Genomic DNA, 22,267 nt, shown 5'->3' on the forward strand with positions numbered 1-22,267 from the left:
TCGATGGAAACGATTAATCACTCTCAAGGATGGATACCAATGGCGACAGCGACACTTACCAAACCAAGATCCCAAAAAGCGAAAATGGTCCGCGAGGCGCTTCTCGAGCAATGGCGCAGGTCGAGCGACCGAGAAATCGCAACCCGTCTCGGCGTCAGCAATCGGACCGTCTCGAACCACCGGAAGCAACTCGAAGAAGAAGGTCTTATCCTGCCGCGCGGCGAAACTACACAGTCCGTCGAGGCATGCCACGTCGCGGTGTGTACTTCGGCGATCCGCCCCGCCTGGATCAACGACAAGCTTTACGATCCGGTGGACGAAAACGAGCCTTCATTCCTGGCGCTGGTCGCCAACGTTGCAGAGCTTGGGATTTTGGAACCAATCGTGGTAAGTGCCGACGGCGTTATCCTTTCGGGGCATCGGCGCCATGCGGCCGCCTGTAAACTCCAGCTCGCACGAATTCCGGTTCGCATCCGCTATGACGTCTCTTTCTTCGGCAACCACGACACGTTCATGCGACTGCTGGCGAGCTATAACCGGCAGCGCGTCAAAACAACCTCGGAGCAGTTTCGGGAAGAACTGGCCCTAGCCTCCAACGACGCCTATATCCGGGTTCGGCGGTTTCGGAAAGACTCGGCCTACGTCGATATCAGCGAGACGATTCCGCTGCGAATCCGAAAACCGCGTTCGGTGATCACACAAAAGCTGGAGTTACGCAACGCCATCGTTCGCACCGTTCTGGATGAGAACCCCAACTGGCCGATTAGCGACCGGTTCATTTTCTACAGACTCCTCAATATCGAAGGTTTGGTGCGCAACGACCTGACCCGGACGCCGTTTGTGAACAACAACGCCTGCTACAACGACACGACCGATATGGTGACGCGGCTGCGTCTGGACGGCTCGATTCCATTTGAAGCGGTTGGGGACGAGACGCGGCCCGTTGTTATCTGGGACATGCATCGCTGCGTGGGCGATTTTGTGCGTCGGGAGTGCGAAGAGTTTCTCGACAAATACAACCGTGATCTCCAACAAAGCCAGCCCAACTGGGTGGAACTTCTCGTCGAGAAAAACACGGTGGCAAGCCAACTACGGAACCTAGCCGCTGGGTATGGACTACCGATGACGAGCGGACGCGGCTACTCATCGCTTCCGCCCCGCAAAGCAATGGTCGACCGATATCGAGAGAGTGGTCGCGAGAGCTTGGTGGTAATCGTGATCAGCGACTTCGATCCCGAGGGTGAAGATATCCCCTGCAGCTTTGGCGTGTCGCTTAGGGACGATTTTGGCATCACCGAAGATCGGCTGCATATCGTGAAGGCGGCGCTGACCAGCGAACAGGTTCATTCTCTGGATTTGCACGAAGGGCAGCTCTCCAAGGAAACTTCGTCGCGCTACGAGCGATTCGTACGGCTCCATGGCAATCGCGCCTGGGAACTTGAGTCGCTCCCATCCGAGCAACTGCGGGAGATTGTCGAGGTTTCGATTCGCAGTGTGATAGACCTGGACGCCTTCGAGGCCGAGGTCGAACGGGAGAAAGCAGAGCAGCTGGAGTTGGCGGAGAAACGTCAAAACCTTCGCCGGATGTTAATCAATCAGGACAAGGAGTAACCCATGAAACGAACGGATTCCCAAACGCCAGTCACCCAACTTATTAACTGGTACTCGCAAGGTGACTCTCAAATGGTGGAGGTCAATGGTGTGCGCATTGTCGTACGACTCGTTGGTAGAAAAGGCCGCCGTGCACGGATCGCGATCTCTGCGCCTTCGACAGCAAAATTTTCAGCAGCTTCTAACGAATCGGACACGTTTCCGATAGTGACTCGTTAGCGTAATCGGTTAGAATGAAGACATCTTCAGTGGCAAGAGATTTCTGGTTCTCTTGCCCGCCGCTCGCCTTGAGCCGCACTCCGTATCTCGGAGCTTCCAGCACGAACCCTCGTGTAGTGGTGAGCTCTGTCTCATGAAGATCGAACAGTGGAATATTTCGGATGTCACGCAATATCCCAACAATCCGCGAGTCAATGATGGCGCCGTGGATGCAGTTGCAAAGAGCTTGCAGGAGTTTGGGTTTCGTCAGCCGATCGTGGTCGATGAGCAAGGTGTGATTGTCGTTGGTCACACCAGATTCAAGGCCGCACAGAAGCTGGGTTATGAAACGGTGCCGATCCACGTCGCCACGGGTATGACGCCGGAGCAGATCAAGGCGTATCGTATCGCCGACAATCAAACGGCGTCTCTTGCGGAATGGGACAATGATCTGCTGCCGATCGAACTCGGCGCTTTACAGGACGCCAACTACGACCTCGGGCTCTTGGGTTTCAACCAGGACGAACTGGCCAAGTTGCTGGGCGGCGATCTACAGGAAGGCTTGAACGATCCTGACGACGTGCCGGAACCGCCCGACGAGCCAATCACGCAGCCCGGCGACCTGTGGATTCTCGGTGATCATCGGCTGCTGTGTGGTGACAGCAGTAAACCAGATGACGTCGACCGACTCCTCGATGGCGCGGTGATCCATCTGGTGAATTCCGATCCGCCGTATAATGTGCGGGTCGAGCCGCGGTCGAATAACGCCATCGCCGCAGGCAACAGTAGCTTCGCCAATCCGAACAAGCACCATCCCGAGAAGGCCAATCCAACTCGCAGGAAGATGCGTGCCAAGGACCGACCGCTGGCCAATGACTTCGTGACCGATGAAGCGTTCGATGAACTGTTGGCGGCGTGGTTCGGCAACATGGCCCGCGCGCTCGCACCAGGACGTGGTTTCTATATCTGGGGCGGGTATGCCAACTGTGGGAATTACCCTCCGGTGCTTAAAACGATGGGCCTCTACTTCTCGCAGGCGATCATCTGGGTGAAAGAACATCCAGTTCTCACGCGGAAGGACTTCATGGGCAACCACGAGTGGTGTTTCTATGGCTGGCGGGAAGGCGCCGCGCATGTTTACCTCGGCCCCCACAATGCCGTCGACGTCTGGTCGGTGAAGAAGGTGAATCCGCAGTCAATGGTGCACTTAACAGAAAAGCCTGTTGAGTTGGCCGTGCGGGCGATTCAGTACTCGTCGCGAGAAGGTGAGAACGTCCTCGACCTGTTCGGCGGAAGCGGCTCGACCTTGATCGCCTGTGAACAGACTGGTCGCAAGGCGTTTCTGATGGAACTGGATCCACCGTATTGCGATGTGATCGTGGAGCGGTGGGAACAGTTCACGGGGCGAAAAGCGGAATGTCTACGTGGAGCCGCTTCATCAACTTCAGAAACTGACGTTCGGGAAGAGTCCCTGGATTCTGAGTGCCTGGAATCTTCTGAAACGCTTTCATGAGATCCTCATCACTGACGACCGGCGCGCCCAGCTTACGTCGCAGAATAACTTATGACACACCACAAAGACACGGTACTTCGAGGCTCGCGATCGATACTGGGCGTCCCAGCGACGGATCAGCTTGGCGTCGTCGAGCACCTTTCGGTCGACGTGGCGTTGGTGACTTTGATCGAGCGGTTTGTGGGAGTTACCGGGAACCATACAGTTGCTCGGAAGAGGCAATCGTTTGCGTTGATACCACTTTGCAGCATTTGTGTGACTTTCGAGAACGACATCCACCTTAAGCACGGCCGTCAATCGCCGATGAGACACCTTCGTTCCGAAACGAGACTTCATCGTCAGGTAGCCAATAGTGTCGCCCACCTCCAGCCTCGGCGCAAACTTCCCGGCTCGGCAAAGACAGCTAATACCAGGGCGTTTATGTTCCAGATCTGGTTCGCGCCGGATGGAACCGTCAATGAACGGAGGAATGTCGTATTCCAAACTGGCTCGACGGCCAAGGGGAAACGAAACCAATGGCGTATACGAATTGAGATAGAAGTTCGACATCGCAAGTCTCGATTCACCCGTCAACGACCGCCATGCCGCTCTTGGCGCCATGGACTTTCCAAAGAGCCGAACTTTGGCAGTCGTACGGAGCCCCCCTATCTTGCCCTACAGAATTCGCCCCAACAAGCTCTTCTTCATGGCGTCGATCGCTTCACAGGCAATCAGATGCTCTTCGATGAGTGCGTGGCCATTCGTAACGCCAACCGGGATGTCAGCGATCTCGAGTGTTTCCGCCAGGGTTCGAAGGCCTTCGATGGCTTTGTAGTACGCTTCGCGAATCTCCTGAGCTTGGTGCGGGTCCATCGCGCGGAAGGCGTCGCGAAGTTTGGTTTCGTGGTTGTGGGGCATTTTCGTCGCTCCGTGGTTGGTTCGTGGCATCCGACTTGGGATATGACACAGGAGCCATGGAATCGTGGAAACATCAAGCACCGTCGCGATGGATTCAGCAGCTTTCTTTCGGTGGGCGACGTTGGCCCGTGTTGCGAACGAAGCCAGATCTTGCCCGGCGTTGCCACTAACGAAAAAACGCCCACACGTGGCGAACGTGACGCATCGTGGCGGAAACCGTCGGCCAGCCAGTCTCCCGAGCGTAAGATTTCTAAAGTAAACTACGGGCTTCGCAAATCCGCTTTCCGTTGGAGCAAACACCTTGCCTGCGCGTCGCCGAATGTATCTGTGGGCAGGGGCGATGATCGTCTTGAGCTGGCTGTCGATTGCCTTGGCGTATCCTCTAGGAACCATCGGCATGGGGTACTTTCTGGGCTCGCTGTCTGCTCAGGTTACGCTCGCGGCAGCTTGGGCGGCTCTCGGCCCAACGTCACCTGCTCGGCGTATGATTCTTTCGATCGGCTGGGTCCTTTCATTATGGGGCGCGGTAGGGATCACCATGTCGATCAATTCTGGCCCCAACGAGATCATGGAAATGGTCGTGGTCGGCGTATTGCTACTCGTCCAATGGCTATTGGTACAGCTTCCATTGTGGGGCTTGGCGTTAGGGCTAAACGTGCAACTACGCCATCGCGACGACACCCACCACGACGCCAGAGCAGTCGAGCTTCGGTTCAGCCTTCGCCACCTATTCATCATTATGTCAATTGCTGGTCTGTTCCTGGGAATCGGCCGACTCGTGGTTCCTCTCATAGATCTCTCCGGGCGCCGCGAAATACCGATTTTTGTTTTCCTGGCAGTGGCAGGCGTTGTCATGACATTCCCTCTCTTGGTCGCCACTTTGATGCAGCGAATGGCCCTGCCATGTGCCTTGCTGTCACTCATGTTCGTCGGCGGCGCAACGGTCGCGGAGCTTCCGCTCTACCAACAACTCGGAGGCAGCAGACCAGCGGCCGGCGCCTTCATCGCGATCAACACTTTTACAGCGATCGTCGTCTTGTCGTTCGCCGCGGCGGTGCGTCTGAATGGTTTTTCCTTGCAGAGGAAGCCCAAGCCTACCGATCCGTAGCGACTGGCCGCTCTCACGAGAAAACGCCAACAAGATTTAAACGTGGGGCGTTGTGTCGGATGCTGTCCGAGAACCTAGCCGTTGGCGGCGAACTTCCCCCGCTCGGTCTTCTTGAAGCGGGCGCCCTGCCCTTTCGTGTTGATCTCCCGCAGGATCGCGCTATAGAGCGTGGCGTGGGGCGTCTTACCGCCAGGGCTCGACCAGTACCCCTTCGCTGCCATCGCCTCAACCATCTGTTTGGCGTTGAGCGGTTCTTTCGATTCGGCCAATACCTTCGCCGCCGCGTTGATGGCCGACATTCGCTTGGGTTCTTCTGCCTTCGCGGGCTTGGGATCGGGTTTCGGTTCGCTCGCTGGTGGCGTGGTCTTCGTTGCCTTAGCCGTTCGTCCCTTAGTGGCGCCCTTGGTGCTGGTGGTCTTGGCGGCAGCGGGCTTACGAGTCGAGGTGGTCTTCTTCGTGGCCATGTGTTTGCTCCGGTTCGTTGGATTTGGTTCGTCGCGATCCGTGTCGCGTTAACACACATGAGCCATGCATTCGGAAGCACATCAAGCGCTGTTGGCGGCAATTCGGAAGAATCTTTTTCAAGGGAGACAACGCAATGCCCAAACGTATGAAGCGACGAAGCGAGACGGTGAAACGTGTTGGACGAAGCAACATCGAAGCACGTCGTCCCTCACCAAGATCGCTGGGCTACGACGCCGACTGGGAACGAGTCGCCAAGCAACGACGGGAACTAGATCGTTATCTATGCCAAGCATGTTTGGAACGTGGACTCTATACTTCGGCGACCGACGTCGATCACATCATCCCACTACACGTTCGTATCGAATGGCGACTTGAATTGAGCAATACGCAAGTGCTCTGCCGAACGCATCACCGGCGCAAGACGGAACAAGACAAACAGCTATTTGGGTCAAGCACTGCGCTTGTTCTATCGACAGAACAGCAGACCCGCAGAGATGCCGCTAGAAGGCCCCAGGAGCCGCCGAGAGCCCCCATGGGGGAGTCATTCATACGGGCGCACGTGCTTGGACCGTCGCGTTCCCCGCGCGCGCTTTTCCGCGAAATTGGGTACCGGGGGGGCCTGAAGCATGAAGGGACGTAAACCAAAACCGACGGTCCTGAAGATTCGCGAGGGGAATCCCGGCAAACGGGCCATCAATAAGGCCGAGCCCAACGCGCCTGATGATGTCCCCTCGTGCCCAGATTTTCTCGACGAAGTTGCGCAAGAGGAGTGGCATCGCATCGCTCAGATCTTAACTGACATGGGATTGCTCAGCACCGCCGACCGCGCCGCACTCGCCGCGTACTGCACCGTCTATAGCCGCTGGGTCCATGCCGAACAGCAAGTCAGGAAGTTCGGCACGATCGTCAAATCGCCCGACAAGGGATTTCCCATGAAGTCTCCGTATCTGACCGTCGCCGACCAAGCGATGGAAACGATGCGGAAGTTTCTCGTGGAGTTCGGGCTCACACCATCTAGTCGCAGTCGAATCCGCGTCGATCGCAAGACCGCTGCCGATGATCAGTTCGATCTCTTTGTAGGAGCCGGGTAGTGACTGTCCCGAATGAATGGATTCGCAGTTCCAACGACGAGCGCGCTGTCGCCAACGGCTGCTGGTTCGATGAGACCTCGGCCGAGCGAGTACGTGAGTTCTTTCTACGGTTCCTGAAACACTCGAAGGGCCAATGGGCGGGAAAATCGTTTGAGCTACTGGAGTGGCAATGGCAGGATGTCGTGGCGCCGTTATTTGGCTGGAGGCGGGCCGATGGAACTCGTCGCTTTCGCCGCGGCTATATCGAAGTGCCGAAGAAGAATGGCAAGAGCACGCTCTTCGCGGGCCTGAGCCTTTATTTACTGACCTGCGATGGCGAACCAGGTGCCGAAATCTACAGCGCGGCCGTTGACCGAGACCAGGCTTCGATTGTGTTCAACGAGGCGGCCAACATGGTGGACTATTCGCCTCACTTGGCGTCACGGTTAAAAGTGGTCCGTTCCACCAAGCGAATCGTCGATCATCGCAGCCGATCAGTCTATCGCGCGCTATCCGCCGAAGTGCCCACCAAAGAAGGCCTCAACGCCCATGCGGTCCTCGTGGATGAACTGCACGCCCAGAAGACGCGGGAATTGTGGGACACGCTCCGGTACGCAGGAGCCTCTCGTAGGCAACCGCTCATGTTGGCGATCACCACCGCTGGATACGACCGTCTCAGTATTTGCTGGGAGCAGCACGAATATGCCCGCCAGGTGCTGGAAGGAACAGTCGAGGATACCGCCTTCTTCCCATACGTCTCTGCAGCTGACATGGAAGACGACTGGACAAAGCCGGAGATTTGGGCGCGTGCCAATCCAAGTTTTGGAATCACGATCGACGCGGAACAGTTCGCGGAAGACTGTCGTGAAGCCCAGGAATCGCCTGCCAAGGAAAACTCCTTCCGGCGCTATCGGCTTAACCAATGGACGCAGCAAGAATCGCGGTGGCTGAATCTGGAGAAGTGGGATGCTTGCGACGAGGCACTCGCGGAATTGGACGGTCGAACTTGTTTAGCGGGACTGGATCTTTCCTCGACGACGGACATCTCGGCACTGGTGCTGGTGTTCCCCGGTGACGACCACTACGACGTGCTGCCATTCTTCTGGGTACCGGAGGATGGTGCGCGGCGACGTGAGAAACGAGATCACGCCCCATACGTCCCCTGGATTCAACAGAGGTACATCGATGCTTCTCCCGGTGAAGTGATCGACTACGAACGCATCCGAGCTCGAATAAACGAACTGGAAAATCGATTCCACATCGAACAAATCGCCATCGACCGCTGGAACGCAACGCAACTAGCCACGCAACTCGACGATGATGGATTCGAGATCATTTCATTTGGCCAGGGCTACGCGAGCATGTCGGCGCCAACGAAGAAGCTAGAGGAACTGGTGCTGGCTCGAAAACTGCGACACGCGGGCAATCCTGTTCTTCGCTGGATGGCTGGCAATGTCGCGATCGAGCAGGACGCGGCCGACAACTGGAAGCCGTCAAAGAAGAAAAGCCAGGAACGGATTGATGGGATCGTGGCGCTGGTGATGGCGATTGATTTGGCGACTCGGCATAAAGAGAGTTTCAGCATTTATGACGAGCCGGGTGGGTTGTTTTTGTAGAAAGCGGTGCGTCAATTGCGATTACCCAGAAAATCGTCGCCTGGAATTTTTATGTCTGTGAATTAGTTGGAACTCAATGCCGATCGTCGATATGCTGACTACGCAGAAAATATCGCTCGTGTGTTCCTAATCTTTCGCTGGTAGCAGATCAGTGATTTGGTCCATCGATAAAGAACTGAAGTTGGCGGAAGTCGCGGAACTTCCGAGCTCGACATCTGCCCTGGAATGTCCTGAGCAGTTGATTGACACGGTCATTCTTCGAAACCTAAACGAGATCACCCGTTTTCTAGTGGGCCAAGATTCGAGATTCCTATTCCGTAGTACCGAATACTGGGGACCATTTGATATCGGAACTGTCCTCAGAGATGGCACTCTTTTCTGCCTTGAAAATAAGGCGAAGTCGGTCGACCGGAAAGGATTTCTGAAATTCCTGGAGGACATCAATACGGTTAAGAAAGACGCCTCGTCCTACGCGTCCCAACGGTATCGCCACGTAGTCATGAATCATGAGGAGTATCTTTCGACAGCCAAGCGAATGTTTTCTGGATTCTTTTTGCTTAAGAGGTGCGACAATCTGCCTCAATCGCGTGATCTTGCAACAGAGGCCGCGACGTTACTTGGAATCTCACCGGAGGAGTATCACCAAGCTTTCCTGTCACAAACCGACTGGCTGGTTGCAGTTGGCGGCGCACCCAGTTTCGATGACTACATAGAGTCATTCACGACAAGCCAATCGCTCGCAGGTCTGAGTTCGATACTTCTCATCACCAAACGGACGAAGAATCGCGTCCGCAATTGGATTTTGGAAACTCCCGATGCCCCAGTTGACGCATTGCTTGGCACCTACGAGTTTTTGGGCGTTGATGGAAGATTTCCCCAATTTCTATCCATGGATGCATCGGAGATGTTTGGACAGATAATCGACCTCGCACCTTCGAATGAATCGTAAATCAATCTCCCCCTGCGATCCCTGTTGATAGTAAATCCGTTTTGCGAAACATCTTCGACCAATACGAACAGCCGGAAAACCGGCTTACCCATGCGCTGGTGACTACGCTGGATCAAGACCGCTCGATGCTCGCCCCTTTTCTTCAATGGATCGGGGTCGACGACGTTCCGAAGCCGGGCGCCTTGTTGCTGAGCCAGCAGCAGGTGCCTGGGACGATTCTGGACGTTGCCGATGAGCTCGATCAGAAAGGACTGCCAGACGCGGCGGTATTTGATGAAGCTGGCTGGGCTGTGCTCTTCGAATGCAAGGTTCAGGCGAAGACCAGCTTTGGCCAATTACAGCGTCACAGAGCGACGGCAAAGCGCAACGGCTTCGAGGCTCCCTGGGTCGTTGTGATCTCTGTGGACGACGTTTCGCAAACGCTTCCGGAAAAGACTCTGCATAAGGCATGGCGGGACCTTTACGCCTGGTTCAATGGTCGTGCCGCTTCGTCGTTTTGGGCGAGGCAGTTTGTCGACTACATGCAAACCTTCGAACGGAAGATGCTGGCACGTGACTACCAAATCCGGGGGACAATTACCGTGTTCGATGGCCTAAGATTCGACAACGACAACCCCTATACATACCGTGAAGCTAAACGTCTGCTTCGCCTGCTTGGCGACTTAGTCCAGGCGAGGAGAGACCTACACAAGATCGGCGTCGATCCCACGGGTAAGCGGCGGCCAGCAATAACGGGAAAAGGGACCGATGCGGTCTGGGATTTCCTACCGTTGAACATGGCCCGCGACGCCAAGCAGTTCACCGACTTTCCGCATCTAACGATTGGCATAAATCGGAAGCACGCGGTAGCGGCGATTACGGTTCCCAATGGCGTGAAAGGCGGCTTCCGGTCGAAGCTGTCGGCGATTGGATTTGATGGATTTCTCGAATTGATTGACAAACTCGAACAGGGCATCCGGCCCATCATTGAGCGGTCCGAAGGCGCAAAGCCGATGATCTATGTTACGCAGCGACACTATCGAAGCCAGCGCTCCATCGCCGAGATCGACGCTCGTCTCGATGCCGACCTTAGGACCGCCTTTCGAGGCAATCAGTCTGGTGTGAAATACCAGCCACAGTGGGTCGAAGCGATCTACCAACTGTTGATCAACAAGCGCTCAAACATCCAACTTGGGGTGGACGTTCAGTTTTCTTATTCTTGCCCCATTGTTCGATCAGCAAAGGCCGTGTCGTTATTCGCAGACACGTGGAAGGCGATCTCGCCGCTGATTAACTTTGTACTAGTGAACTAGCAGCACAGAGACGCTTTGCCTCGGATCGGCGGCCGGAACACCGACGCACCGTAACGCAAATATGCCAATGTTCGAAGGTGCAAATAAAATGCACGACCATGTACCAGTAAGCTGGTGCCTGCCTTTGGTTTCTGTCATTTGAACAACAGTGAACTTTCACGAAGTGGGTTCTGCACTGGGATGCGGCCATCCTGAGCGAAACCGCGAAAGAAAGATGTGTCGGAGTCTTTCGCCAAAAGGCCAAATGGATGCAACAGGCGTTTACCAGTTAATTCCCACGCCGAGGCATGCAATGCCAATCCATATGTTTGTAATAGCGCATTGGTCTCGGACGATTTTCTGCTCTCAATCGCACGGTCGATTTCTAATCGATCACGCTAGGCTAGAAGAATTCTTCGGCAAAAGCGCAAGACGCAAAAGCTCGTTCAAGCTGAAACAGTTAATCTTACAGGAACTTCAAGGCATGGAAAAGTTTTTTAATTAAAACGGTTGCGGCGATCCCGCAACCTCGGTAGAACATGCCTCATTCAGGGACGCCACCCCACCCTGCGGTCCCCCTCCCTGAATTAACTATCCCTCATCATCCATCTACCCTGGGATCCGGGCAAATGTCTCTTCGCGCCAATTCTTGGTTCAAATCGATCGCCAAATTTTATCGCGGTAATGGGCGACCGAATCGCCGTAAGAAATCTCGCATTCACCAAGTAGAAACTCTGGAAATAAAGCAGTTCCTCACTGCCGATCCAGTGGCTGCGGTCTTCGAAGCAACAAATCCTGGAATGGAACCGGGTTATGTCAAAGATGAATTCGGAAATCCGAACAATTTGCATATCACCCATTTCGATGTTGGCTGGGATACGAACATTGCGCCGGAACCACCAGAACCTGTCGTCGTGACGGTTTCGATTGGTGGGACAGCTAGCTTTGATGACTATGTGCTTACTGTGCTCGGAGTCGAAATCACCAGTTCTACGTTTGAATTGACTCTCGGTGATACGCAGTTGGGTCTGAGATTCGCATTTGTCGGCGACGGACTCGTCGAAGGAACAGAAACTCTCGTCGTCAGCATTGTCGATGGTGACGCTTACGATGTAAGCGGTGTCAATGGAACGCAGCAAATCAGTGTTTACGACGGTACGTACTTGGCTACTCTAGAGAACGTAACCCCGCGCAGCACGCATTCGACGGCAAAGGAGTCCTGCGGATGCGCAATCGAAGCTTTGATTGAGCAAAGTCCAGACACTGTTGTTGTGGCTTTTGACGCAGAAATTGAGAGCTCTAACTTTGTTGGCGATACGCTCACAATGGAAGTCGTCTTCAAGGCGACAACTTCTTCTGGATTGGTGACGGAAACCAAATCTCTCACCAAGAACTTTGTCTACAATACAGTGTCGGCGAATCCAACCATCGTTCATTTTGTCTTTTCCATTCCTCGTTCAACATTCGGTGATGCAAAATTTGTGGAGTACACCTCTGAACTGAATTCGTACGACTATGGGCCAGAGGACGACTATGGCCCATTGCACGAGCACCAATTAATTGGTGGCCCGCTTAGCAGCTCAGGGGCGATTCGCCTTTTCTCGAAGGGGGTGACGATCTCGCCGGTTCCAAAGTTAGAGATCGGGGAAAATGGCGCGATGATCCTAAGTGGGAGCGATGGCGATTATTATGGCGACGACGGCATGGACGGATTTGAATCCGCGCCGGGGTCATTTTCCGCGCTTACTTCGCTAATGGGCGGCGGCTATGAACTGGTTGACGCAGACCAAAACGCCTATGAATTTGATGCTGCTGGCTTCGTGCTTACAAAGACTGATGCCAAAGGAAGGATAACCACTTACAACTACGTCACGATCCTTGGTAAGAAGCTAATTTCGTCGATTGTGGAACCGTTTCTGACCACGACTATTACCTACGACGGAAATGGAAAACTGACGAACGCGTCAAACACGCGCGGAGACTGGGTTTCTTTCGCCTACACCAGCGGACTGCTGACGACCGCAACTCGCAAAGATCCCGATGGCGTCGGCCCGCTTCCCACCCTGGTGACGACATATGCGTATGACAGTTCCGACCGCATGACGAGCAAAACCACTCCAGACGGAGCGGTCACGACCTGGACCTACGATTACACCGGAAACTTGGCGTCGGTGGAAACCTCAGGGGGCGAGTATCTTGACTATGACTCGCCAGCACTCGAGGCGATCTCGTCTGGCGACACTTACGAGACCGTTACCGACGATTTTGGCTCGACCAAGACTTGGCGAGACTCAATGGACAACGTTACGCGTGAAATCGACGCCGAAGGTAACGAAACCGTCTACGAGCGGGACGCCAACGGTGTACTGCTGAAGAAAATTCTCCCCGATCCGGATGGAACGGGTCCATTGGCGCCTTCGATCTACGAGTACACCTACGACAGCCGCGGCAATAAGCTGACCGAGACGCTGCCTGACTTGTCGGTCCGTACTTGGGTTTATCATTCCACCTGGAATCAGCCAATCCAGTACACCGACGCCAACGGCAACATCACACTCTACGAATACGACGCAACTTACGAACTTCTCTTGTCGAAAACCAGCGTCATCGGCGAGATCGACGATCTGATTAATCTGGAAACCGACGATCTTACGACCAGCTATACCTACACGCCGGCGCCGACTTTGTCGACCGATGCTCCGATGAGTCTGGTCGCGTCGATGACGGCGCCCGATGGCGTTCTCACCGAATTCGAATACGACGAAATCGGCAATCGCACCAAGACAACGTACGCCGTCGGCACGGCAGACGAGGCCTATACCAGCGCCACGTATGACTCCAATGGCAGTATGCTGACCGAGACCGATGAACTTGGTAACACGACGACTTATACTTACGACGATCTGAAGCGGCGAATCTCCATCACCACCGCCGATCCCGATGGCCCAGGCCCCCTTTCCGCGACCGTCACCAGCTACGGCTACAACTCGCTTGGCTTGTTGTCGACCCAATCCGTCAACGGTCGCACCACGACTTACACCTACGATTCTAAAGGACGACTCGATACCGTAACCGAGGAAGATCCAGATGACGCCGGCCCACTCACATCGCCCGAGACGAGCTATACCTATGATTCGGACGGTAATGCTCTCACGGTTACTGATCCGCTTGGAAATATCACGACCAATACATACACGGGCGGCCAGTTGACCTCAGTGTCGCAGCCTGATCCCGATGACGCTGGTCCTCTCTCGGCGCCAGTCACTAGCTACACCTACGATGCCAACGGCCAGATCCTCACAATCACCGATCCACTCAGTCGCGTGACGACCTATGAATACGATAATCTCGGTCGCCAAATCTCGGTGACGTATCCTGACCCCGATGGTGTTGGCGCACTCGTCGCACTTTCGGAGACGACGGTCTACGACCTCTTCGGCCGTGTCGCCAGTCATACCGACGCCGCTGGCGTCGAGACCACCTACACGTACGATCCCGAAGGAAATTTGCTTTCCGAGACGACGCCGCTCGGCACGACTGCCTACAGCTATGACGAACTGAATCGACGCGTCGAAGTCGAATCCGCCGATCCCGATGGCGCAGGTCCGCTGAGCACCCTAGTCACGGCCTACGCCTACAACGCGGCTGGCATGCTCGCCGCCGTCACCACTCCGTCTGGCACGACACGCTATTCCTACGACAATCGCCGTCGTCAAACCGGAGTGACCGAGGTTGATCCCAACGAGTTGGAGCCCGCCATCGATTTCAGCTCTACGACATTCGAAGGCTATGCTGGCCAGGATAGCGCTGGCGGAACAACGGTCCTCGACGCTGGAGCGACGCTACAAATCACCGGAAACCATTGGAAGCGAATCGCGCTACCGTACGAAGTGACGGAAGATACAGTTCTTGAGTTTGACTTCCAGAGCACCATTCAAGGTGAAATTCAGGGAATCGGATTTGAGACCGACAACTCCCTTTCCACCGGCACGATCTTCAATCTCTACGGAACTCAAACCTGGGGTAACGAGACGTACAAGGACTACGATTCCGCTGCACCTAGCGTCAAGCATTACAAGCTCAACGTGGGCGAACACTTCACTGGCTCATTCCTCTACATGGTCTTCGCCAATGACGACGACGCCAGCGACGCCGCTGTCAGCATCTTCTCCAACGTGCGCGTCTATGAAGAGGTGGCCCCCGCGACGACAAGCACTACCTACGATGATGCCGGCAACGTCTTGAGCGAAACAGATGCGCTGGGAAATGTCACCAGTTATGCTTACGACAACCTCAATCGCATTGTCACCGTTACCGCGCCTGATCCGGATGGAGCCGGCGCGCAAACCTCACCGGTCACCAGCTACGCCTACAATGCCTACGGCCAAATGGCCAGCATGACCGATCCAAATGGCGGCGTAACGACGTATGTATACGACGACCTCGGCCGCAAGATTCAAGAGATTCTTCCTGATCCAGATGGCGCTGGCGCACTCGCATCTCCTGACGTCGAATACGCCTATGACGCCAAAGGCCAATTGGTCAGCATGACGGACGAGCTAGGGAACGTAACTAGCTACGACTACGACAATCTGGGCCGCCGAATCTCCATTACGCTTCCAGATCCCGATGGCGCTGGCGCGGCCACCTCTCCCGTGACCACGTATGAATATGATGCCGCGGGCCAACTGCTTAGCATGACCGATCCGCTCGGTCGGACGACGACCTACACGTACGACGCCTTAGGACGAACGCTCACTGAGACGCTTCCGGATCCGGACGGGGCTGGCTCCCTGGCCGCTCCAGTGACTACCTACATCTACGGCATCGACGGACGATTGACCAGCACTACCGATGCCGAAAGCCAGACTGTCAGCCATACCTATAACTCCGCCGGGCAAGTCGCGACGATGACCGATCCTCGCGGTACGACAACCTACGTCTATGACGCGTTGGGCCGACAGCTTTCGATCACCGAGCCTGACCCGGACGGAGCAGGGCCGCAAGCGGCGCCTGTTACTACGTATCAGTACGATGACTTTGGTCGCATGGTCGCCATGACCACAAACGACGGCACGACATCCTACGAATACGATGCGCTGGGCCGACTCAGCAAGCTCACTCAGCCTGATGTGAGCGACAGCATTCCGTCGATCGACTTCAACGCAGTCGCTGTCACCGGTCACTCCGGCAGTCAAGACACCGCAGGAGGCGTGGAGATCCTCGATGACGGCGCCACCTTGAAAATCACCGGCAATCATTGGAAGAAAATCGATTTACCCTACGAAGTGACAGCCAATACGGTGATCGAGTTTAATTTCCAAAGCACGGTCGAAGGAGAAATTCAGGGCATTGGCCTAGACGACAACAACACCTTGTCCAACGACAATATTTTCAAGCTTTACGGCACACAGACTTGGGCTCGCAATCAGTACGAGGATTACGACGCATCGGCGCCTGGCGTCAAGCACTACAAGATTTCCGTTGGCGATTTTTACACCGGAGAATTTTTGTACCTGATCTTCGGAAACGATGATGATGTCAATGATGCCGCCGTCAGCCTCTTCTCAAACATCCGAATCTATGAAGAAAGCGTCACGACCTACACCTACGACGCCAAGGGCAATCAACTCACCGAGACCAACTCCGCTGGCGCCACGACTTCGTACGACTACGACAACCTCGGCCGACTGATTCTGAAGACCGACGCTGAAGGGGGCGAGACCGAGTATACCTATGACGCCAACGGCAACCGGCTCACCCTGACCGATCCGGAAGAGAGTACGACCACCTGGACATACGACGCCCTCAACCGGATGTTGACCAACACGAACGAGTTGAGCGATACTCGCTACTACGAGTACGACGCCGCCGGCAACTTGACCGAGTACACCGACCGCAATGGCCGGGTCATTGATTACGTGTACGACAATCTCCAGCGCCGCATCGCCGAGAACTGGATGGATGGGATGTCAACGTTCCACACCATCACGTACGGCTATGACGCCGCTTCGCAACTGGTCGAAGCGAGTGATTCAGCCGTAACCTATACGTTCACTTATGATAACCTTGGCCGCAACACCAGTTCTGAGCACGACCTGGCCACACTCGGCTTTGACGTGGTGATTGACGAGGCGTACGACGCCCTGGGGCGCCGCGTTAGCCTTGCAGCTGAAATCGACGGGACAGACGACCTGGAAAACATGTACGCCTACGATTACCTAAATCGCATGACGCAGGTCACCCAGGCAGGCCAGGTTGGTGGCAACGGCGTTGCCGAGAAACGCGTCAATTTTGCCTATGATGCAGAAGACAAAAATCAGTTCACCTCGATAACGCGATTCGCCGATGTAGCCGGAACGGAGCTAGTGGCGACCAGCCATTACGGCTATGACGCTGCCGATCAGTTGGTAAGCTTGAGTTACATTGACGGTTCATTCAACACCTTGGCGGGCTACACGTGGAGCTATGATGCCGCCAACCGACAGACCGGACTCACCGTCTATGGCTACTCGGCCGAAAACGCCGCCTACAGCTACGACGATACCGACCAACTGACCGGCGCCGATCGCAGCGGCACGTCCGCCGACGAGTCGTACACCTACGACGAAAACGGCAACCGCATCGACGGCAGCAAGGTCATCGGCGCCGGGAACCAGATTCTTTCGGACGGGACTTACAACTACACATACGACGACGAAGGAAACATCACCCGCAAAACCAACATCGCCGACGGCAGCTATACCGTTTACGAGTGGGACTTCCGCAATCGCCTAGCCAGCGTCACCAACTACGACGTTTCTGACGTCAAACTGCAAAAGGTCGCCTACGGCTATGACGCCTTCAACAACCTGATCAGCCGCGACCTCGACAGCAACGGCGACGGCACGGTCGATCAGTCCGGCTACTTCATCTACGACAATGGTCAGATCTTGCTGCAGATCGATGACGCCGGCGACGTCGATCAGCGGCTCCTCTGGGGCTCAGGCGTCGACCAGATTCTGGCCGACGAAAACGCGGCCGGCGACGTCCTCTGGGCGCTGACTGATCAACAAAACACCATCCGTGATTGGGTAGAATACGACGCCATTGCCGACGACACCAGCGTCGTGAACCACATCGCCTACAACGCCTACGGCGAATTCACCAGCCAGTCGAACAGCTCCCTCGACACGCTCGATCTCTACTACACCAGCCGATTCTTCGACGAAGCGACTGGTCTACAGTACAATACCAACCGGTGGTACGACGCCGAACTAGGCCGTTGGATTAGCCAGGACCCGATTGGGTTTGCGGCGGGGGATGAGAATCTTTATCGGTATGTGGGGAATATCCCGACTAACGCGACTGATCCGTCTGGCCTCGAGCGTATTACTAAAACGGCTGTATCGAAAAGCTATATAAATACAATTACGAACATAGGTGCCAATGGAAGTGCAGAAAAAGTACGTTTATTGAAAGCATTTGCAATCGCAACAAATAACGGCGGCTATATTCACGATGGAAACGTAAGCTCGCCGACATCTGGAACACAACGGCTTCGTGCTCAAATTGAGATCGCGTTCGATGTCGATGTTAACGGCATCTCAAACCTAAATGTCACAAGCGATTCGCAAGGGGGACAAGAGGCGCCTTTTATCTATGGTTCGATCAACCTGACTCAATGGAAAGTGCAAGAGTCACCCTGGCTTGTGAAAGTTGGCTGGTTCACATGGGGACGGCCAGACCCAAAGCTGGAGCCTTCATTCCAGTTCATCTATCCACGAACCTCGGTCAACATTTGGCATGGAGTTGTATTGACCATAACTGTTGGTGCTTGTCTTGACTCGGCAGACATCAATGTTGAAAAATTTGAAGGCAGCGATTTTCCAAGCCATCGACTTTGGGTTGACAGTAGCCTTGTAGGTGATTTGCCACAGGGGAAATTTTCGTCATTATGGCAAAGCGATACGATACTCGGTCCCACTTTTGTGACGCGACAGGGGACTGCACTCCGTTTCCCTGATGGTAGTGGTGGCGGTGGAGGATGGTAAGGTAACTATTTATGACAAGCGGATTCTATGCATTTCTGTTAGTGCAATTGTTGATTGGCGCGATCGTTGGAAAGTCTGTCCCAATGAAGTTTCTTGGAATTGGCTGGGCGATTGCGGTTCTGTTAGGAATGGCGGCGATAGTTGAACTCATTGTCGTGAGCGCTCAAAACTTAGATCAGAAGGACATAAGTATTGCACCTCATACAGTCTCTGTGTTGCTTTTTGGTTTTGTGGTTTGGAGTATTTCGATTTTATTTACCTGCATAGGGTACTGGCTAGGGGTCTTCGTATCGCGACGAGCTGGCCTGGGCGGCGCGCAGTTCGGCATTCGAACGCTATTGGCGTTTGTTGCGATTTATGCGGTTGTCGCGGCAATGGGCAGGATGATGTGAGCAGCGACGGAATGGCCTGCCCATTGCCGCGACAACTGATAGAATCGATCGAGAGGACATTCGGGCTGCGACTCATCGTTCGACGTCAGCAGTTCATTTTCCTTGCCCTGATGCGGCCGTTCCTCGTGATAGAATTCGACGAACTCTTTCACCAAATGGTCCATGTGCTGCTCGCCAAACACTACAAAATGGTCCAAACATTCCTGCTGAATCGTCTGGATGAACCGCTCCACAAAGGCGTTCGTGTTGGGTGAACGGAACGCGCCCACCTTCACCTCGGCGCCCGCGGATTCAATCACCGCATCAAACGCAGGCTGGAACTTCGTGTCCCGATCACGCATAAGCGTTCCGACAGCAAGACCTTCCGACTTCGCGTGCTCCTGAAACGCCTTGGCCTGCCCAACCACCCACTCTTCATTAGGATGAAACGTCGACGGCGCGATATAGACTTGGCGTGATTCGACATGCAGAAAGATCAACAAATACAGATCTCGCCAGCCCTTCAGCGTGAGCACCCGCTTGGCGCAGAAGTCGCATTGCCAGAGCGTGGCGGCATGCATCTTGAGGAACTCATCCCACGTGCCTTCGCCCCGCTCCGGTCCTGGCTCAAGCCCGTTCTCTTTCAGAATGTTTTTGACCGTGTTGCGCGATGGCGGCTTGATGCCAAGCTTCTTGAGCTCTCCCATGATCCGCGTGTAGCCCCAGTCGTTTTCCCGGGCGAAACGAATGATCAGTTCGCGAATCTCCTCTTTGGTTCTGGGACGTCCTTTTCGAACCTGTTTGACACCAACCGGCGTCTTCGATTCGCGAATCCAGCGGAGAATTGTGCTCGGCGCGACAATGGTGACGATCTCGTGAACCGCCTGGCCCAGCTTCCCTCCAAACTTGACGAGTCGATTCTTCTCTTGAGCGGTGACCGAGATTCGCCTGGGCAATTTGGACCGCAGCACCTCATTCTCCACCTTCAGGTATCGGATCTGGGCAGCCAGCTCTTTTTGGGTCGATCCGGCGATCAGAAGCAGCAATTTGTGGTAAATGTTCTTCATCGTGCTAAGATGCGGAAGTCGTTGATGACACTGGAGATATCTTCTTTTTTGCACCCCGCAGTAGCATCTGAACAGTTGCAAATTCGCCGACGATTTCATTTCTCTAAGACTCAACGACAGTCGTAACGTCTAGTCGGGTCATAGCAAAAGTTCTCTGTTCGTAAAGGGTTCGGTTCGGGGTCCGAGACAAACCCCTGATAATTCCGTAAAGGGTTCGGTTCGCTCCAAGGGGACCGAAAAGGACTCGGAACCCGTAACCTATTGCGAGCGTTCGCTTTCCGTTATTTGGGTAGCAGAGAACTTTTCATGAAGAGGGTTCTGCACGGGCAGGGCATTCGCCATTTAGCCATACAATCTAATCAGGACGGTCGCCCGGCTTCGCTCCCAACTTGATGAGTCGATCCCTTTCCTATGCAATGGTTTTGATCTTATTGGGCGCCTGCTACAACTGATCGGCGAGTCTCTTTTGAAACTGCGGATGGCGCTAGATTCCGTCTGGCTAGAATAGTGACGCACCATCGAGAGTGAATTACAATCACCATGTATAGTTGTGCGTTTCGCTCACCATCACGTTCACGGATAAAAACGCCCCATGCCGGGATCCACCGATGTGACACAAGGTGCTCAATCGGAGGATTGGGTAGCGACGGAAAGATTGCTGCCCAGGGTGTATGACGAACTACGCCGACTTGCAGCGACCTATCTAGCCAGAGAACAATATGGGCATACTCGTCGGCCAACGTCGTTAGTCCATGAAGCTTACCTTCGACTCATTGGCTTGGATGCCAACACACTTTGGAGAGACGAACGGCATTTCTTTGGCGCGGCTGCAATTGCAATCCGACGCATCCTGGTGGACAACGCACGCCACAAAAGGGCGCTCAAGCGGGGTGGCGATGCAATTCGCCACAACCTTTATGACGAAATTACTGCTACTCTTCCTGAACCTGTCGAAGATCTAATCGCTCTGGACGATGCTCTCAGCAAACTCGCCACGGTTCACCCACAGGCGGCCGAGATTGTGCAACTCGTTTATTTTTCAGGTCTTTCGCTTCGCCAAGCGGCTGAAGTTCTGAGCGTCTCTCCCCGCTCCGCCGATCGTCTCTGGGCCTACGCCAAAGCTTGGCTGCGCTGCGAACTTGGCGGCGACGACGAAAATTCTTGAAATTTTCTGGCGAAGCTTCCGACTGCTTTACGCACTGATAGGTAGGTGCGAAAGCCTCACCACTGCAGGAACAAAATAGGCGACTGAAAAAGCCTATTGGTCAGGCGATGTGTTCGCACAGACAACCTTGATTGAATTGGGAAGCATCTGATGCCCACACAATCTCCGGTTGTTAGTCCGTCACCTTCCGTTCTAGCGAGAAAGATATAGCCATGAAGTTCTTTCGAGTGTTGAAGATGTCGTTGTTCGTGTGTGGGCTGCTCGCATTAGCGCCGGCCAGTCAGGCTCAGGATGCCCAAGTCGTCGCCAATGCGAAGAAATATCTCGACTCTCCGCACAATGCGAAACAAATCTTGATGCTGACTCACTTAGGAGCAGACTTGCGGAGTTTTTCCTATGTGATGCAAGCTAACATCATTGATCAGCAAGGCCAAAAGATGCCGGAGCGTTTTGCTCTCGTTTATGATTATGACTGGCAATGGAATGGGGCAGGAGAGACTCGCCTTGCTTTTTTATATAACGAGCATGGGAGTATTTATGGGATCCGCGTTCTGGCCACAAATGGCCGGGCCAACGCACCATTTGAGCTCTCCAGCACATCGATCAAGTTAGTCGGCGGCTTGTTCGTGGAAGCCATGCGCAGCAGTGCTTCTCCGGAGGAAATACGTAGATTGGAAACCGCCGTCAGGAGTGCGGATACGAAAGCGTTGCTTACCAATTCAATTATGATTGGCCAAGCTGCCGGCATTCGCTTGTAGTCGTCGCCGTATCGTCGGAAATGGATTGAGTTTGGGAATGCACGCTCCACCTCTTGATGGGATTCACGATAATGATGCTCTCTGATAGACGACGCCACACCGGCATCATGACTTGTATTCTGGCAAGAATGCTGACGATTGTCTGACCAGTGGTCTTGCACGCCCAAACTCCTCC

Annotated in this window: 15 protein-coding genes; 12 read left to right on the forward strand and 3 right to left on the reverse strand. The window is 54.6% G+C overall.

Going from position 1 to position 22,267, the window contains the following annotated elements:
- Positions 1-3: 3 nt before the first annotated feature.
- Both M4951_RS18310 and M4951_RS18315 read left to right on the forward strand, forming a co-directional pair.
- Positions 4-1,611, forward strand: a complete 1,608-nt coding sequence (locus tag M4951_RS18310) for a ParB N-terminal domain-containing protein (RefSeq protein ID WP_262023078.1) — start codon at positions 4-6, stop codon at positions 1,609-1,611.
- Positions 1,612-1,963: 352 nt separating this feature from the next.
- Positions 1,964-3,322 (forward strand): DNA modification methylase, encoded by a 1,359-nt coding sequence (locus M4951_RS18315; RefSeq protein ID WP_262023079.1) that lies wholly within the window; start codon positions 1,964-1,966, stop codon positions 3,320-3,322.
- A 654-nt stretch (positions 3,323-3,976) separates the two neighbouring features.
- Here M4951_RS18315 and M4951_RS18320 read toward each other — a convergent pair.
- Positions 3,977-4,219: a hypothetical protein gene (locus M4951_RS18320; protein ID WP_262023080.1), complete on the reverse strand. Its 243-nt coding sequence runs from the start codon at positions 4,217-4,219 to the stop codon at positions 3,977-3,979.
- Between the two features lie 319 nt (positions 4,220-4,538).
- Here M4951_RS18320 and M4951_RS18325 point away from each other — a divergent pair, with 319 nt between their 5' ends.
- On the forward strand, positions 4,539-5,327 hold the full coding sequence (locus M4951_RS18325) for a hypothetical protein (protein WP_262023081.1): 789 nt from the start codon (positions 4,539-4,541) through the stop codon (positions 5,325-5,327).
- A gap of 74 nt (positions 5,328-5,401) precedes the next feature.
- Here M4951_RS18325 and M4951_RS18330 read toward each other — a convergent pair whose 3' ends face one another.
- Positions 5,402-5,791, reverse strand: coding sequence for a winged helix-turn-helix domain-containing protein (locus M4951_RS18330; RefSeq protein ID WP_262023082.1), 390 nt, complete (start codon positions 5,789-5,791; stop codon positions 5,402-5,404).
- Positions 5,792-5,937: 146 nt separating this feature from the next.
- On the opposite strand from M4951_RS18330, the gene M4951_RS25655 reads away from it, so the two are divergent.
- The 7 genes from M4951_RS25655 (at position 5,938) to M4951_RS18360 (ending at position 19,123) form a co-directional block, all read left to right on the forward strand.
- Entirely contained in the window at positions 5,938-6,432 is a 495-nt protein-coding gene (locus M4951_RS25655; protein ID WP_410050438.1) for an HNH endonuclease, read from the forward strand.
- Positions 6,419-6,883 carry a phage terminase small subunit P27 family gene (locus M4951_RS18335; protein ID WP_262023083.1) on the forward strand — a complete coding sequence of 155 codons (465 nt, stop codon included), beginning with the start codon at positions 6,419-6,421 and terminating at the stop codon, positions 6,881-6,883. Before M4951_RS25655 ends, M4951_RS18335 begins: the two co-directional genes overlap by 14 nt.
- Positions 6,883-8,478: a terminase large subunit gene (locus tag M4951_RS18340; protein ID WP_262023084.1), complete on the forward strand. Its 1,596-nt coding sequence runs from the start codon at positions 6,883-6,885 to the stop codon at positions 8,476-8,478. Before M4951_RS18335 ends, M4951_RS18340 begins: the two co-directional genes overlap by 1 nt.
- Before the next feature lie 151 nt (positions 8,479-8,629).
- On the forward strand, positions 8,630-9,427 hold the full coding sequence (locus tag M4951_RS18345; RefSeq protein ID WP_262023085.1) for a hypothetical protein: 798 nt from the start codon (positions 8,630-8,632) through the stop codon (positions 9,425-9,427).
- Between the two features lie 41 nt (positions 9,428-9,468).
- Entirely contained in the window at positions 9,469-10,719 is a 1,251-nt protein-coding gene (locus tag M4951_RS18350; protein WP_262023086.1) for a hypothetical protein, read from the forward strand.
- A gap of 779 nt (positions 10,720-11,498) precedes the next feature.
- Entirely contained in the window at positions 11,499-18,731 is a 7,233-nt protein-coding gene (locus M4951_RS18355) for an RHS repeat-associated core domain-containing protein (protein ID WP_262023087.1), read from the forward strand.
- A gap of 11 nt (positions 18,732-18,742) precedes the next feature.
- Entirely contained in the window at positions 18,743-19,123 is a 381-nt protein-coding gene (locus tag M4951_RS18360; RefSeq protein WP_262023088.1) for a hypothetical protein, read from the forward strand.
- On the opposite strand, the gene M4951_RS18365 is transcribed toward M4951_RS18360, so the two are convergent.
- Positions 19,087-20,148: an integrase core domain-containing protein gene (locus tag M4951_RS18365; protein ID WP_262023089.1), complete on the reverse strand. Its 1,062-nt coding sequence runs from the start codon at positions 20,146-20,148 to the stop codon at positions 19,087-19,089. The genes M4951_RS18360 and M4951_RS18365 overlap by 37 nt on opposite strands.
- A 613-nt stretch (positions 20,149-20,761) precedes the next feature.
- Between M4951_RS18365 and M4951_RS18370 the strand changes: the two genes are divergently transcribed.
- Both M4951_RS18370 and M4951_RS18375 read left to right on the forward strand, forming a co-directional pair.
- Entirely contained in the window at positions 20,762-21,334 is a 573-nt protein-coding gene (locus M4951_RS18370; protein WP_262023090.1) for an ECF-type sigma factor, read from the forward strand.
- A gap of 212 nt (positions 21,335-21,546) precedes the next feature.
- Positions 21,547-22,092 carry a hypothetical protein gene (locus M4951_RS18375; RefSeq protein ID WP_262023091.1) on the forward strand — a complete coding sequence of 182 codons (546 nt, stop codon included), beginning with the start codon at positions 21,547-21,549 and terminating at the stop codon, positions 22,090-22,092.
- Positions 22,093-22,267: the final 175 nt, after the last annotated feature.

It is taken from the genome of Blastopirellula sp. J2-11, from assembly GCF_024584705.1.
Classification (GTDB): Bacteria; Planctomycetota; Planctomycetia; order Pirellulales; family Pirellulaceae; genus Blastopirellula.

Bases quoted from the DNA above. Each gene is read 5' to 3' on its own strand.
- M4951_RS18310 (WP_262023078.1), top strand. From the start codon at position 4: ATGGAAACGATTAATCACTCTCAAGGATGGATACCAATGGCGACAGCG.
- M4951_RS18315 (WP_262023079.1), top strand. From the start codon at position 1,964: ATGAAGATCGAACAGTGGAATATTTCGGATGTCACGCAATATCCCAAC.
- M4951_RS18320 (WP_262023080.1), bottom strand. From the start codon at position 4,219: ATGCCCCACAACCACGAAACCAAACTTCGCGACGCCTTCCGCGCGATG.
- M4951_RS18325 (WP_262023081.1), top strand. From the start codon at position 4,539: ATGTATCTGTGGGCAGGGGCGATGATCGTCTTGAGCTGGCTGTCGATT.
- M4951_RS18330 (WP_262023082.1), bottom strand. From the start codon at position 5,791: ATGGCCACGAAGAAGACCACCTCGACTCGTAAGCCCGCTGCCGCCAAG.
- M4951_RS25655 (WP_410050438.1), top strand. From the start codon at position 5,938: ATGAAGCGACGAAGCGAGACGGTGAAACGTGTTGGACGAAGCAACATC.
- M4951_RS18335 (WP_262023083.1), top strand. From the start codon at position 6,419: ATGAAGGGACGTAAACCAAAACCGACGGTCCTGAAGATTCGCGAGGGG.
- M4951_RS18355 (WP_262023087.1), top strand. From the start codon at position 11,499: ATGGAACCGGGTTATGTCAAAGATGAATTCGGAAATCCGAACAATTTG.
- M4951_RS18360 (WP_262023088.1), top strand. From the start codon at position 18,743: ATGACAAGCGGATTCTATGCATTTCTGTTAGTGCAATTGTTGATTGGC.
- M4951_RS18370 (WP_262023090.1), top strand. From the start codon at position 20,762: ATGCCGGGATCCACCGATGTGACACAAGGTGCTCAATCGGAGGATTGG.
- M4951_RS18375 (WP_262023091.1), top strand. From the start codon at position 21,547: ATGAAGTTCTTTCGAGTGTTGAAGATGTCGTTGTTCGTGTGTGGGCTG.